At 69.1% G+C, this 13,172-nt stretch carries 15 protein-coding genes; 9 read left to right on the forward strand and 6 right to left on the reverse strand.

Annotated elements, in window-relative coordinates:
• The coding region (locus tag BLS95_RS55505; protein WP_176993103.1) for a hypothetical protein at positions 1 to 224 on the reverse strand (224 nt) is incomplete at its 3' end.
• Positions 225 to 331: 107 nt separating this feature from the next.
• Between BLS95_RS55505 and BLS95_RS55510 the strand changes: the two genes are divergently transcribed.
• Positions 332 to 1,423: a hypothetical protein gene (locus BLS95_RS55510; RefSeq protein ID WP_090930526.1), complete on the forward strand. Its 1,092-nt coding sequence runs from the start codon at positions 332 to 334 to the stop codon at positions 1,421 to 1,423.
• Between the two features lie 55 nt (positions 1,424 to 1,478).
• A complete protein-coding gene (locus tag BLS95_RS09390; protein WP_090930527.1) occupies positions 1,479 to 2,081 on the forward strand; it encodes an SIMPL domain-containing protein in 603 nt (200 codons plus the stop codon).
• 70 nt (positions 2,082 to 2,151) lie between these two features.
• Here the strand turns inward: BLS95_RS09390 and nadA are convergent, their stop codons facing one another.
• Positions 2,152 to 3,309 carry a quinolinate synthase NadA gene (gene nadA, locus BLS95_RS09395; protein WP_090930528.1) on the reverse strand — a complete coding sequence of 386 codons (1,158 nt, stop codon included), beginning with the start codon at positions 3,307 to 3,309 and terminating at the stop codon, positions 2,152 to 2,154.
• A 155-nt stretch (positions 3,310 to 3,464) separates the two neighbouring features.
• On the opposite strand from nadA, the gene erpA reads away from it, so the two are divergent.
• Positions 3,465 to 3,818, forward strand: a complete 354-nt coding sequence (gene erpA / locus BLS95_RS09400) for an iron-sulfur cluster insertion protein ErpA (RefSeq protein ID WP_090930529.1) — start codon at positions 3,465 to 3,467, stop codon at positions 3,816 to 3,818.
• A gap of 102 nt (positions 3,819 to 3,920) precedes the next feature.
• A complete protein-coding gene (locus BLS95_RS09405) occupies positions 3,921 to 4,907 on the forward strand; it encodes a carbohydrate kinase family protein (RefSeq protein WP_090930530.1) in 987 nt (328 codons plus the stop codon).
• 72 nt (positions 4,908 to 4,979) lie between these two features.
• On the opposite strand, the gene BLS95_RS09410 is transcribed toward BLS95_RS09405, so the two are convergent.
• Both BLS95_RS09410 and BLS95_RS09415 read right to left on the reverse strand, forming a co-directional pair.
• Positions 4,980 to 5,225, reverse strand: coding sequence for a sulfurtransferase TusA family protein (locus BLS95_RS09410; RefSeq protein WP_090930531.1), 246 nt, complete (start codon positions 5,223 to 5,225; stop codon positions 4,980 to 4,982).
• Complete coding sequence (locus tag BLS95_RS09415) at positions 5,222 to 6,364, reverse strand: cysteine desulfurase family protein (RefSeq protein ID WP_218135678.1); 1,143 nt, start codon at positions 6,362 to 6,364, stop codon at positions 5,222 to 5,224. Before BLS95_RS09415 ends, BLS95_RS09410 begins: the two co-directional genes overlap by 4 nt.
• Positions 6,365 to 6,554: 190 nt before the next feature.
• Here BLS95_RS09415 and ctaC point away from each other — a divergent pair, with 190 nt between their 5' ends.
• From ctaC to BLS95_RS09435, 4 genes are all read left to right on the forward strand, one after another.
• A complete protein-coding gene (ctaC, locus tag BLS95_RS09420; protein ID WP_483869874.1) occupies positions 6,555 to 7,337 on the forward strand; it encodes an aa3-type cytochrome oxidase subunit II in 783 nt (260 codons plus the stop codon).
• Entirely contained in the window at positions 7,334 to 8,998 is a 1,665-nt protein-coding gene (gene ctaD / locus BLS95_RS09425; RefSeq protein ID WP_090930534.1) for an aa3-type cytochrome oxidase subunit I, read from the forward strand. Before ctaC ends, ctaD begins: the two co-directional genes overlap by 4 nt.
• A complete protein-coding gene (locus BLS95_RS09430) occupies positions 8,998 to 9,411 on the forward strand; it encodes a cytochrome c oxidase subunit 4 (RefSeq protein WP_090930535.1) in 414 nt (137 codons plus the stop codon). The genes ctaD and BLS95_RS09430 overlap by 1 nt, the downstream gene beginning before the upstream one ends.
• Before the next feature lie 142 nt (positions 9,412 to 9,553).
• Positions 9,554 to 10,768 carry a L,D-transpeptidase gene (locus BLS95_RS09435; RefSeq protein WP_090930536.1) on the forward strand — a complete coding sequence of 405 codons (1,215 nt, stop codon included), beginning with the start codon at positions 9,554 to 9,556 and terminating at the stop codon, positions 10,766 to 10,768.
• Between the two features lie 51 nt (positions 10,769 to 10,819).
• Here the strand turns inward: BLS95_RS09435 and trpD are convergent, their stop codons facing one another.
• Both trpD and BLS95_RS09445 read right to left on the reverse strand, forming a co-directional pair.
• Positions 10,820 to 11,857 (reverse strand): anthranilate phosphoribosyltransferase, encoded by a 1,038-nt coding sequence (gene trpD, locus BLS95_RS09440; protein WP_090930537.1) that lies wholly within the window; start codon positions 11,855 to 11,857, stop codon positions 10,820 to 10,822.
• Between the two features lie 36 nt (positions 11,858 to 11,893).
• Positions 11,894 to 12,292 carry a hypothetical protein gene (locus tag BLS95_RS09445; protein WP_090930538.1) on the reverse strand — a complete coding sequence of 133 codons (399 nt, stop codon included), beginning with the start codon at positions 12,290 to 12,292 and terminating at the stop codon, positions 11,894 to 11,896.
• A 219-nt stretch (positions 12,293 to 12,511) separates the two neighbouring features.
• Here BLS95_RS09445 and ctaE point away from each other — a divergent pair, with 219 nt between their 5' ends.
• Positions 12,512 to 13,162 (forward strand): aa3-type cytochrome oxidase subunit III, encoded by a 651-nt coding sequence (ctaE, locus tag BLS95_RS09450; RefSeq protein WP_090930539.1) that lies wholly within the window; start codon positions 12,512 to 12,514, stop codon positions 13,160 to 13,162.
• The last annotated feature ends 10 nt before the right edge of the window (positions 13,163 to 13,172 follow it).

Genomic DNA, 13,172 nt, shown 5'->3' on the forward strand with positions numbered 1-13,172 from the left:
AGCTCCCCGGCTCCCAGCTCCCCGGCTCCCAGCTCCCCGGCTCCCAGCTCCCCGGCTCCCAGCTCCCCGGCTCCCAGCTCCCCGGCTCCCAGCTCGCGGGCTCGCAGCCCCACGTCTCCCAGCTCCCGGGCCCCCAGCAGCCGCGTGAGGCCGCGCCTGTGCGGTCCCAGGCGGCCGCGCCCCTCCAGGGCCACCCCGCCACCGCCGTGCCCCTCCAGGACCACCCGCCGCTTCCCTCCCGTCCCAGCCGGCCGCGCTCCTCCGGCAGGGCAGCGCGGCCGCCGCGACGCCCCCGGCACCGCCCGGACCCTCGCATCCGCCGTACCCGGCGATGCCCACCCAGCCCGGTCCGCGGCGGGGCACCGGCTGGATCGTCGCGGCCGGTGTGGCGGGCGTGCTGGTGCTCGTGGCCGCCACCGCCTTCGTCGCCCTCCGCCTCGCCGGCCGCTCCGGCGCCACCACGCCTCCCACCTCGTCCGCCGCCGTGTCCAACACGCCCACGCCCGTGTCCACCGCCACCCGGATCTCCTCTCCCGCCCCCACGAGCCGCACGATCACCCTGCCCGGCACGTCGGTGAAGGTCATCGAGAGGGCCGGTGACCCACTCAGGCTCACCTCCTACACCGTGAACAGCGGCAAGCGCCTCTACGTCAGGAAGCACGCCACCGGCGCCTTCGCCCAGAACTCCCGCTATTTCGACTACGTCCTCAACCTCCGGACCAACCAGGCCCTCGGCACCGACGTGGACTACAGCAGCGACTTCTTCTCCACGGTGTCCGTCGTCGACCACTCCACAGGCGACAAGCGGGTCGTCAAGATCAGCCGCAGGCCGGTCTATCCCACCACCCCCCGCTGGTCGCCCGACGGCGCGTACGGCCTGGTCACCCTCTACAAGGGCACGGCCGCCGGCGACACCGACGAGTACGGCTACGCCATCATCGACGTGGCCGCCGGCACCGCCCGCGCCTTCGAGATCAAGGAGCAGGGCGCGGGGGAGTGGCGCTTCTTCTGGGACGCGGGCGGCCGGGCGGTCGGGACCTGGGTGGCGGGCAGGATGAAGTTCTATGACCTGAACGGCAAGCACCTGCGGACCCTGTCGGACGTGGGCTCGCCGGTGTGGGTGGAGGGCGACGACGTCTCACCGTCGGGCAGCCGCTTCCTGGCCCTCTGCACGACCGAGGGCACCTCGCTCTGCGCCCGCTCCACCTCGGGCGACGACCCGGCCCCGATCACCGTTCCGGTCGCCGGCAAGCGCCTCATCGGCTGGTGGGACGACGACCACCTGGCGGTGTGGCGGGCCGAGGGCGCCGGGTACGAGGCCGTGGTGACCGACCTGTCCGGCCAGGTGCGCCGGGTGCTCGCGACGGCCCCGCGCAAGGCCGAGTTCGATCGCATGGGCTTCCGCTTCAGCCGTACCGGGTAGTCCTTGGGCACCGGCATCCCTAGGATCAAGGCTGAACCCATTCGAGGGGGTTGGCGTGGATATCACCGTCGTCGGCGAGGGCGCCGTACTGGCCGCGCCCGACATCCTGCGGCTGCACGCGGGGGTCGAGGTCCGCAGGGCGTCGGCCGCGGAGGCGTTCACCGCCGTCCGGGCCGCCGCCGCCCGGCTGGCCGAGGCGCTGAGCCGGGCGGGAGTGGCGGCGCAGGACGTGCGCACGGTGGAGCTCTCCCTGGGCCCTGAGTACGAGGCGTACCCGAAGGTGACCGCCTACCGGGCGGCGCAGGGGGTGGAGGTGGTCGTGCGCGACCTCTCCCGGGCCGACCACGTCATCGACACCGTGGCCGGGGTGGGGGAGGAGGCCAGGCTGAACGGCCTGGCCTTCGAGCTGTCCGACCCCTCGGTCCCGCTGCGGGAGGCCAGGACGAGGGCGTTCCGGGACGCCGCCGCCAAGGCGGCCCAGTTCGCCGAGCTGGCCGGGCGCCCGCTGGGCCGGGTGGTCTCGGTGAAGGAGGAGCTCAGGGGCGGCCCGGTGCCGATGAGGGCGGCGCTGGAGGTGGCCGACACCAAGGCCTCGGTCAGTCCCGGCCGCCAGACCCTCTCCGTCACGGTCGAGGTCGGCTACGACTTCGCCGCGTAACCAGCCGCCTGGCCGGCCGCGACCGTAGCCGGCCGCCTGACCGGCCGCGACCGGATTCGCGGCGGCCGGGTCAGGGGAGGGCCAGCATGCGGTCCAGCGCCACCTTGGCCCAGTGGGTGGTGTCCGGGTCCACCGTGATCTGGTTGACGACCTCGCCCAGCACCAGCGACTCCAGCGCCCACACCAGGTGCGGCAGGTCGATGCGGTTCATCGTCGAGCAGTAGCAGACCGTCCGGTCGAGGAACGAGATGCTCTTGTCGGGGAACGTCTGCGCCAGCCGCTTGACCAGGTTCAGCTCCGTACCGATCGCCCAGCTCGAACCCGCCGGCGCCGCCTCCAGCGTCTGGATGATGTGCTCCGTCGAGCCCACGTGGTCCGCCTTGAGCACGACCTCGTGACGGCACTCCGGGTGCACCAGCACGTTCACGCCGGGGATGCGGGCGCGGACCTCGTCGACCGAGCCGGCCGTGAAGCGGCCGTGGACCGAGCAGTGGCCGCGCCAGAGGATCATGCGGGCGCGTTCGAGCTCCTCCCGGGTGAGCCCCCCGTTCGGCCGGTGCGGGTTCCAGACGACGCAGTCCTCCAGCGACATGCCCATCTCCAGCACCGCCGTGTTGCGCCCCAGGTGCTGGTCGGGCAGGAAAAGCACCTTGTCCCCCTGCTCGAAGGCCCAGTCCAGGGCGCGGCGGGCGTTGGAGGAGGTGCAGACCGCGCCGCCGTTCCTGCCGCAGAAGGCCTTGATGTCGGCGCTGGAGTTCATGTACGTGACCGGGACCACCCGATCGGCCAGCCCCGCGTCCTCCAGGGCCTCCCAGCACTCCTCGACCTGGTCGAACGTCGCCATGTCCGCCATTGAGCAGCCGGCCGCCAGATCGGGCAGGACCACCTTCTGGGCGTCGGAGGTCAGGATGTCGGCGGACTCGGCCATGAAGTGCACGCCGCAGAACACGATGAACTCCGCCTCCGGCCGGGCGGCGGCCTGCCGGGCGAGCTTGAAGGAGTCGCCCGTCACGTCGGCGAACTGGATGACCTCGTCGCGCTGGTAATGGTGGCCGAGCACGAACAAGCGGTCGCCGAGCGTCTCCTTGGCCCGGCGCGCGCGCTCCACCAGCGCGGGGTCGGAGGCCGCCGGCAGCTCGCCGGGGCAGTCGACCCCCCTCTCGCTGTGCGGATCGGTGCCCTGGCCGAGGACGAACAACGGCAGCTCAGTACGGGTGGTCATGGCCATACCCCCTTATCGTCGGTTTGACGATACTCATCATGACACACCGACAAAAGCGGTTATTCCTGGAGGAGGCGACCCGGGAATGTGTGGCAGGGCGCAGGTGTTGGTAGCGTCATTAGTAGGACGTCAACCAGACAGCCTGGGTAGGGAGTCAGCAGATGACGGTTGAGAGCAGCGAGACCACGACGCAGGGCCTGATCCTGACTGACGCGGCCGCCGCAAAGGTCAAGAGCCTGCTGGAGCAGCAGGGTGAAGAGGGCCTGCAGCTGCGTGTCGCGGTGCAGCCGGGCGGCTGCTCGGGCCTGCGCTACCAGCTCTTCTTCGATGACCGGTCGATGGACGGCGATGTGGTGTCGGACTTCGGCGGGGTCAGCGTGGTCACCGACCGGATGAGTGCCCCCTACCTGATGGGCGCGTCCATCGACTTCGTGGACACGATCGAGAAGCAGGGCTTCACCATCGACAACCCCAACGCCACGGGCTCGTGCGCCTGCGGCGACTCGTTCAACTAGCCGGTGGTCCCCGGGTCCCGCTCGCCTTTGTGCGGGCGGGACCTTCGCGTATTCTCGGGGGGCCCAATTTTGGCCCTGCTGACAACGAGGAAGAAGAATCCCGTGCGCATCGCCGTCACCGGCTCCATCGCGACAGATCACCTGATGACATTCCCCGGAAGCTTCGGCGACCAGCTCATCGCCGAGCAGCTCGATCGGGTGTCACTCTCGTTCCTGGTCGACGACCTCCAGATCCGGCGCGGGGGCTGCGCCGCGAACATCGCCTTCGGCATGGCGTGCCTGGGTCTCCAGCCGATCCTCGTGGGCGCCGTCGGAAACGACTTCGCGGACTACCGTTCGTGGCTGGAGCGCCATGGCGTGGACTGCGGATCCGTACACATCTCGGAGACCCAGCACACCGCGCGCTTCCTGTGCACCACCGACGAGCACCACAACCAGATCGCCTCGTTCTACACCGGCGCGATGGCCGAGGCGCGGCTGATCGAGCTGCAGCCCGTCGCCGACCGCGTGGGCGGGCTCGACCTGGTGCTGATCAGCCCCAACGACCCCGACGCGATGCTGCGCCACACCGACGAGTGCCGCCGGCGCGGCATCCCGTTCGCCGCCGACATCTCCCAGCAGCTCGCGCGCATGGCCGACGAGGACATCCGCAAGCTCGTCGACGGGGCCGCCTACCTGTTCTCCAACGACTACGAGAAGGGGCTCATCGAGCAGAAGACCGGCTGGTCCGACCAGGAGATCCTGGACCGGGTCGGCGTCCGGGTCACCACGCTCGGCCCCAAGGGCGCCGTCATCGACCGCGAGGGCGAGCCGTCCATCCAGGTCGCCCCCGCCCCCGAGAACGGCAAGGCCGACCCCACCGGCGTCGGCGACGCCTTCCGCGCCGGGTTCATGTCCGGCGTGGCCTGGGGGCTGTCGCTGGAGCGGTGCGGCCAGCTCGGCAACCTCACCGCCACCCACGTGCTGGAGCGCGTCGGCGGCCAGGAATACGAGCTCGGCCAGCAGGGCTTCCTCGAGCGTTTCGGCTCGGCCTACGGCGCCGAGGCGAGCGCGGAGATCGCCGAGCACATCCGCTGCTACCACCCCTGAGCCGCAGGGCCGCGATCCCCGTCGCCCGGCGGCGGGGATCGCCTGGACGGGCCGGGGGCAGTCCCGGGAAGCTCAGTAATTACGCCTGACGTGGATGGCCCAGCCGCCCTCGGGCAGCTCGTACGACCCCACATGCCGATGTGACTTCAGCCTGCACCACGCCGGCACGTCCGTGTAGGCCGCCGGGTCGTCGGCCAGCACGGCCACGACGGCGTTCAGCGGGACGAAGTTGATCTGCTCGGCGAGCATGATGATCGGGATCGGGCACTTCTTGCCGAGCGCGTCGATCGTCAAAGCCGGCTGGGTAACCTCGGTCATGCGACTCCTGCGTCCTGGCGGATGCGGCGCACCAGCTCGGGCAGCACGGCGAGAAACCTGTCGACCTCGGCCGCGGACGTGCCCCTGGGCAGCGACACCCGGACATTCCCATGGGTCAGCACGCCCATGGCTTCAAGAACGTGCGATGGACGAAGCGTACTAGCGGTGCACGAACTTCCGGACGATACGGCGAATCCGGCCTTGTCCAGCTCCGTCAGCAGCGCCTCCCCGTCGACGTAGAGACACGAGAAGGTCACGATGTGCGGCGCTCGCTCGGCGGGATCGCCGATCACCTCCACGTCGGGGACGGTCTTCGGCACCATGTCGCGGATCCTGCCCACCAGCTCCGACAGCCTGGCCTGCTCCTGAGCCGCCTCCGCGGCCATCGCGCGCAGCGCCGCCGCCGCGGCGACGATGCCCGGCACGTTCTCGAACCCCGGCACCCGCCGCCGCTCCCGCTCGTCCTCCGGCAGGAACGAGCGGAACCGCGTGCCCTTGCGCACCACCAGCACGCCCACCCCGGCCGGACCGCCCCACTTGTGGGCGCTGGCGGTCAGCACCGACCAGCCGGGCGGGATCGGCATGCGGCCGGCCGTCTGCGCCGCGTCCACCAGCAGCGGCACGCCGTGCGCCCGGCAGGCGGCGGCCGCCTCCGCCACCGGCTGCAGGGTGCCGACCTCGTGGTTGGCGGTCTGCAGGCAGGCCAGCGCGGTCCCCGGCCGGGCCACCGCGGCGGCGAACCCGTCGAGATCCACCCGCCCGGTCAGATCCACGCCCACGGTTTCGACCGTGCCGCCGTCGCGTTCGTGCACGCCACCCGCGTGCAGGACGCTGGAGTGCTCCACGGCGCTGGTGACCAGATGGCGCCCGACCCTTCGCCTGCCGTGTAGGGTGCCGAGCACGCCGAGATGCACGGCCTGCGTGCCGGACGAGGTGAACGACACCTCGTCGGACCGCGCGCCGAGCGCCTCGGCCACCTCCGTGCGGGCCTGTTCGAGCAGCAGGTGCGCACGGCGGGCCTGGCCGTAGAGTCTCGCGGGGTCGGCCCAGCCGACGTCGATCGCCGCCAGCAGCGCCTCGCGCGCCTGAGGGTGGAGCGGCTCGCTCGAAGCCGCGTCGAAATACGCCACGAGACTCATCGTCCCACTTGCGGCGCCATCGAGGGGTCGCGCGGGAGGGCAAGGCACGTGCACGCTAATGTGTCTGCAATCAGCTGTGCATCTGGAAATACGAGCGCCCAAGGGAGAGACTCTTGGGCTTCATCTGTGGGGTAGGCGATCCGTGAGTCCGACTCGCCGTACGACGCGGCGTTCGTTGGCCCGGCGCAGGGTGCCGCGCGCCGCCGCATTGGCGTTGCTGCTGGCCACCGCGACGGCGTGTGCTAATGACGTTCCTAAGGCCGACTGGTCTCGTGGCCTTCTTCCTGAGCACGTCACCGAGCAGGGCGATGTGGTGCAAAGCCTGTGGAACGGGGCCTGGATCGCCGCACTCGCCACGGGTGCCGTCGTCATCGCGCTGATCCTGTGGGCGGCCATCTTCCACCGCAAGCGCAGGGCCAAGGCCGAGCTCCCGCCGCAGGTTCGCTACAACCTGCCGATCGAGATGCTCTACACCTTGATCCCGCTCGTCATGGTGTCGGTGTTCTTCTTCTTCACCGCCCGTGACAGCAACGTGCTCACCCGCGTTGACGGTGACGCGACGGTGAAGGTCAAGGTGGAGGCGTTCCAGTGGAGCTGGCGCTTCACCACGACCGTCAACGGCAAGACGCTGCAGCCGGTGGCCGGCGTGCCCGTGAGTGACTACCACCAGGGCCCCCAACTCGTCCTGCCGACGAAGTCGAAGGTCGAGTTCGATCTGTCGACCGACGACGTCATCCACTCGTTCTGGGTGCCGGAGTTCCTCTTCAAGCGAGACGTCATCCCCGGCATCCCCGAGAACAACCCGGGCCGCAAGTTCGAGATCACGACGCTCGACAGGACCGGCGTCTTCGCCGGCCGGTGCGCCGAGCTGTGCGGTGTCGACCACAGCCGGATGCTCTTCTCGGTGAAGCTCGTTCCGCAGGCTGAGTTCGACCAGTACATCGCGACCCACCAGGCTGGGAGTGCCCAGTGACCGCCATTCAAGAACCACTAGTCGCGCGCGCGAGGCCCGTCACCAAGGGCCAAGTGATCGCCAAGTGGCTGTCCTCCACTGATCACAAGATCATCGGGCACCTTTACCTGATCACGTCGTTCGTGTTCTTCCTGATCGGCGGCGTCATGGCGCTGATCATGCGGGCCGAGCTGGCGCATCCGGGGCTGCAGTTCACCAGTAACGAGCAGTTCAACCAGCTGTTCACCATGCACGGCACGATCATGCTGCTGATGTTCGCGACGCCGTTGTTCGCCGGCTTCGCCAACGAGCTGATGCCGCTCCAGATCGGCGCCCCCGACGTGGCCTTCCCCCGTCTCAACATGGTGAGCTACTGGCTCTACCTGTTCGGCAGCATCATCGCCGTGTCGGGCTTCTTCACCCCCGGTGGCGCGGCGTCGTTCGGCTGGTTCGCCTACACGCCGCTGTCCAACGCGATCAACTCGCCCGGCATCGGCGGCGACCTGTGGATCATGGGCCTGGCCCTGTCCGGCCTCGGTACGATCCTCGGCTCGGTCAACTTCATCACCACGATCATCTGCATGCGCGCCCCCGGCATGACCATGTTCCGCATGCCGATCTTCACCTGGAACGTGCTGCTGACCAGCATGCTCGTGCTGATGGCCTTCCCCGTGCTGGCCGCCGCGCTGCTGGCCCTGGAGTCCGACCGCAAGCTGGGCACCCACATCTTCGCCTCGGAGAACGGCGGTGCGCTGCTGTGGCAGCACCTGTTCTGGTTCTTCGGCCATCCCGAGGTCTACATCATCGCGTTGCCGTTCTTCGGCATCGTGACCGAGGTGCTGCCGGTCTTCAGCCGCAAGCCGGTCTTCGGTTACATCAGCCTGGTGGCCGCGACGATCTCGATCGCGGGCCTGTCGATCACGGTCTGGGCGCACCACATGTTCCCGACCGGGCAGGTGTTGCTGCCGTTCTTCTCGTTCATGACGTTCCTCATCGCGGTGCCGACAGGTGTGAAGTTCTTCAACTGGGTCGGCACGATGTGGCGCGGGCATCTGTCGTTCGAGTCGCCGATGCTGTTCTCGATCGGCTTCCTCATCACGTTCCTGCTGGGCGGTCTGACGGGTGTCATCCTGGCCTCGCCGCCGCTCGACTTCCACATCAGCGACACCTACTTCGTGGTGGCCCACTTCCACTACGTGGTCTTCGGCACGGTCGTGTTCGCCATGTTCGCGGGCTTCTACTTCTGGTGGCCCAAGTTCACCGGCAGGATGCTCGACGACAAGCTGGGCAAGGTGCACTTCTGGCTGCTGTTCATCGGCTTCCACACCACGTTCCTGGTGCAGCACTGGCTCGGCATGCTCGGCTTCCCGCGCCGCTACGCCGACTACAGCGCGGCCGACGGCTTCACCGACCTCAACCTGATCTCGTCGGTGGGCGCGTTCATCTTGGGCGCCTCGACGCTGCCGTTCTTCTACAACGTCTGGAAGACCTGGCGCAGCGCGCCCAAGGTCACCGTCGACGACCCCTGGGGCTACGGCGGCTCGCTCGAATGGGCGACCTCCTGCCCGCCGCCGCGGCACAACTTCACCTCCCTGCCGCGCATCAGGTCCGAGCGCCCCGCGTTCGACCTGCACTATCCGCACGTGTCCGCCAAGCCCGCCAAGGCGGAGGTGGAGGCCTGATGAAAGTCCAAGGTTGGCTGTTCCTGCTGTGCGGACTGTTCTTCGCCGGCGTCGACATCGCCTACTGGTTCTGGACCAAGGCCGAGACGGGCCACGGTGAGCCGGTCGGCACCACCGCCATGGCCATCTCGGTCGGGTTCGCGTTCATGGTGGGCTACTACCTGATGTTCACCGCGCGCCGCATCGGCGAGCAGCCGGAGGACAACAAGCAGGCCGAGATCAGCGACGGTGCCGGTGAGATCGGGTTCTTCAGCCCGAGCAGCTGGTGGCCGCTGTTCCTGTGCCTGGCGGCGGCCTTCGCCTTCGCCGGGTTCGTGATCGGCTTCTGGATGTTCCTGATCGGCGTCTTCATGGTGATCATGGCCATGATCGGGTTCGTGTTCCAGTACTACCGGGGTCACTTCTCGCACTGAAGTATCCACCGAAGCGGGCGTCTCTCTTGGGAGAGGACGCCCGCTTTTTGGTGTTCTTTGCCAGTGCACGGATGTGGTGATTCGATCACTCAGGGTAGTAAAGGAGGCAGAAGCGGTTCGATCTTGGACGAGGGAGTCACCCGTGGGTCGCGTAGCGTATGGATCGTCAGGCCTGCTGGCCCTGGCGCTGCTGACGGCGTGCTCGGCGTGCTCGGCGGAACCGGCCGAGGAATCCAAGGGAGTCGCCATTGCGGGAGGCGTCAAGGCGGCGTCCGCGGGGGTCTTCCCGCCGGACAAGAGCCGGAACGTGCCCACCGACCAGAGCGTGGTCGTGTCGGCCCAGGGAGGCACGCTCAAGAGCGTACGGGTGACCGGCGGCAAGGCCGGGATCCTGCCGGGCGAGCTGAGCGCCGACCGCACCCGCTGGCGCAGCCTCGGCAACGTCCGCCCCAACAGCACCTACACGGTCACCGCGGTCTCCGTGAACTCCGCGGGCCAGCAGAACGAGACCACCAGCACGTTCCAGACGGTCAAGGGCACCAAGACGTTCGACATCAAGACGATCACCCCCAACAAGGAGGACACCGGCCTCACGGTCGGCGTCGGCATGCCCATCATGATCACCTTCGACCAGCCGGTCGCCGACCGGGTCTCCGTCGAGCGCAACCTGTCCGTGCAGAGCTCCAAGCCGGTGGAGGGCGCCTGGCACTGGTTCGACGACACCCACGTGGACTTCCGGCCGCGCAAATACTGGCCGGCGCACACGAAGGTGCGGGTGGAGGCGAAGCTGGCCGGCGTACGCGGCGGACCCAACATGTACGGCAAGCGCGACGTCGCGCTCGACTTCAAGATCGGCCGTTCCCAGATCACCGAGGGCAGCCTCAAGGAGCACGTGCTCTACGTACGGCGGGACGGCAAGCAGATCCGCGAGATGCCGATGAGCGCCGGCCAGGGGGGTGTGTGGAAGTACTACACCACCTCGGGCATCCACCTGGCGATGTCCCGCGAGGAGGCCACGCTCATGACCTCGCCGGGGATCGGCCCCGGCCAGTCCGGCTACTACTCGCTCATGGTCTACAAGACCGTCCGCATCTCCAACAGCGGCGAGTACATCCACAGCGCGCCCTGGTCGGTGGGCTCGCAGGGCAACTCGAACGTCAGCCACGGATGCGTGAACATCAGCCCGGCCAACGCCAGCTGGTTCCTCAAGAACACCCTGATCGGGGACCCGATCATCCTCACCGGGTCCCCGCGCAAACTGGAGCCCACCAACGGCTGGGGGCACTGGCAGGAGAACTGGAAGGAGTGGCTCCAGTGGAGCGTACTGAAGGACGCCCCGACGATGGCACTGCCGTAGCCCCATCACCCCGGGCGGCCGTCAGGGGCCCTCTGAGGCCCTCCCAGGGGGTCAGCAGGCGCCGCTGACCCGCACCCAGCGGTCGAGGGTGGCCGCGGCGGCGCCGGAGTCGACCGCCTCGGTCGCGTGGGCGTAGCCGTCGATCATGGCCGCGTCGAGATCGTCACCGGGGCCCCGCAGCGCCACCAGGGCGGCGGCGGCGTTGAGCAGCACGGCGTCGCGCACCGGACCCGTCTTGCCGCCCACCAGGTCGTGCACCGCCCGCGCGTTGAACGCCACGTCGCCGCCGCGCAGCGCGTCGACCTCGGCGCGCGCGATGCCGAGCACCGCGGGGTCGAACGTCCGCTGGGTCGCCGTGCCGTCCCTGACCACCCAGACCGTCGAGGTGCCGGCGATGGTCAGCTCGTCGAGACCGTCGTCGCCGCGGAACACCAGGGCGGACACGCCGCGCTCGGCGAAGACGCCCGCGAGCACCGGCAGCATGCGGGCGTCGAACACGCCGATGGCCTGGGCCGCGGGACGGGCGGGATTGGTGAGGGGGCCGAGGAAGTTGAAGACCGTGGGCACGCCGATCTCCTTGCGGGTCGGTCCGGCGAAGCGCAGCGCGGGGTGATAGACCGGGGCGAAGCAGAACGCGATGCCCGCCTCCTCGGCCACCCGAGCCGTCTGCTCCGGCGTGAGGTCGAGCCGGATGCCCAGGTGCTCCAGGACGTCGGCGGCGCCGCACGAGGACGACGCGGCCCGGTTGCCGTGCTTGACCACCCGGGCGCCCGCGGCCGCGGCCACGATGGCGGCCATCGTCGAGACGTTGACGGTGTGGGCGCGGTCGCCGCCGGTGCCGACGACGTCGACCACCGGCCCCTCCACGGTCAGCGGCGTGGCCAGGTCGAGCATGGTGCGGGCCAGGCCCACCACCTCGGCCACCGTCTCACCCTTGGCGCGCAGGGCCACGGCGAAGCCGGCGATCTGGGCGGACGTGGCGGCGCCGGACATGATCTCCCGCATCGCCCAGGCCGTCTCGTCGGCGGTGAGGTGCTCTCCGGACAGGAGAGCGGACAGCAGGGCGGGCCAGGTCGTCCGGGAGTCCATGGGCACCTACTTGGCGTCGAGTCGGGTGGAGAACGGCTATTTGGCGTTGAGCCGGGTCGAGGAACGGCGCCGCATCAGGTCGGCCACGGTGTCGGCCAGGACCATCGGCTCCAGGGGTTGCGGCACGACGGCGTCGGCCTTGGACCAGTCGGCCAGCCAGCGGTCGTCCCGCCGGGCGATGATCAGGCAGATGGGCGGGCAGTCGTAGACCTCGTCCTTGGCCTGGCGGGAGACGCCCATGCCGCCCGCCGGCTGCGTCTCGCCGTCGAGGACGGCCACGTCGATCTCGCCCGATCCCAGCCACTGGTGGACCTTGGGCTCCGTGGCGCACTCCACGATCTCCACGAGAGGCACGTCGGCCGCGGGCCGCCTGCCGATGGCCTGGATCACCTCGGCCCTGGTGGCGGCGTCGTCGCTGTAGACGAGGACCCTCATCGTGTCGTCTGTGCTCCCGGTGGACGTCACTTTCGCGCTCGCTATCGCTTGTAGGGGTAGGGTCACCTGGGATCGTACCGGTGCGGCGGCGTGCAATCCCAGGCCGCCCGGCCGGTGGCCGGGTTCCTGGGGGATTTCTGATGATTATCCCAGGTTGCTTGGTGGTTTGTACCTGCTAACGGGGGGTCGTGCGCCGGACCGACCACCGGAGCCGCAATAATGCTGCCCGTGGCGACAGCATCCGCAATAACTTCGACGACGGCAGCTCAGTCGTCCCGGCGGCCAAACCTGGTCAGCGTCGGGACGATCGTGTGGCTGTCCTCCGAGCTCATGTTCTTCGCGGCGCTGTTCGCGATGTACTTCACCATCCGGTCGGTGAGCGAGGGCAAAGGCATCGAGTGGGGACCCGCGTTCCTGCCCGTGGGCGCCGAGGCCGAAGGCGCTCACCTGAACATCCCGTTCGCGACGGTCAACACGATCATCCTGGTGCTGTCGAGTGTGACGTGCCAGCTCGGCGTGTGGGCCGCGGAGAAGGGGCAGGTCGGAAAGCTCCGCTTCTGGTACATCGTCAGCTTCCTCATGGGCGCGATCTTCGTCGCCGGGCAGCTGTACGAGTACGGCGAGCTGGCGTCAGAGGGCGCGACCCTGTCCGCCAACGCCTACACCTCGGTGTTCTACCTGACGACGGGCTTCCATGGCCTGCACGTGACCGGTGGCCTGATCGCGTTCCTGTTCATGCTGGGACGCACGTACGCCGCGAAGCGCTTTACGCATGAGCAGGCCACCAGCGCGATCGTCGTGTCCTACTACTGGCACTTCGTCGACGTCGTCTGGATCGGTCTTTTCGCGACCATCTACATCATTCGATAAGGAACGGGAT

The sequence above is a fragment of the Nonomuraea jiangxiensis genome (assembly GCF_900099965.1).
In the GTDB taxonomy this organism is placed as follows: Bacteria; Actinomycetota; Actinomycetes; order Streptosporangiales; family Streptosporangiaceae; genus Nonomuraea; species Nonomuraea jiangxiensis.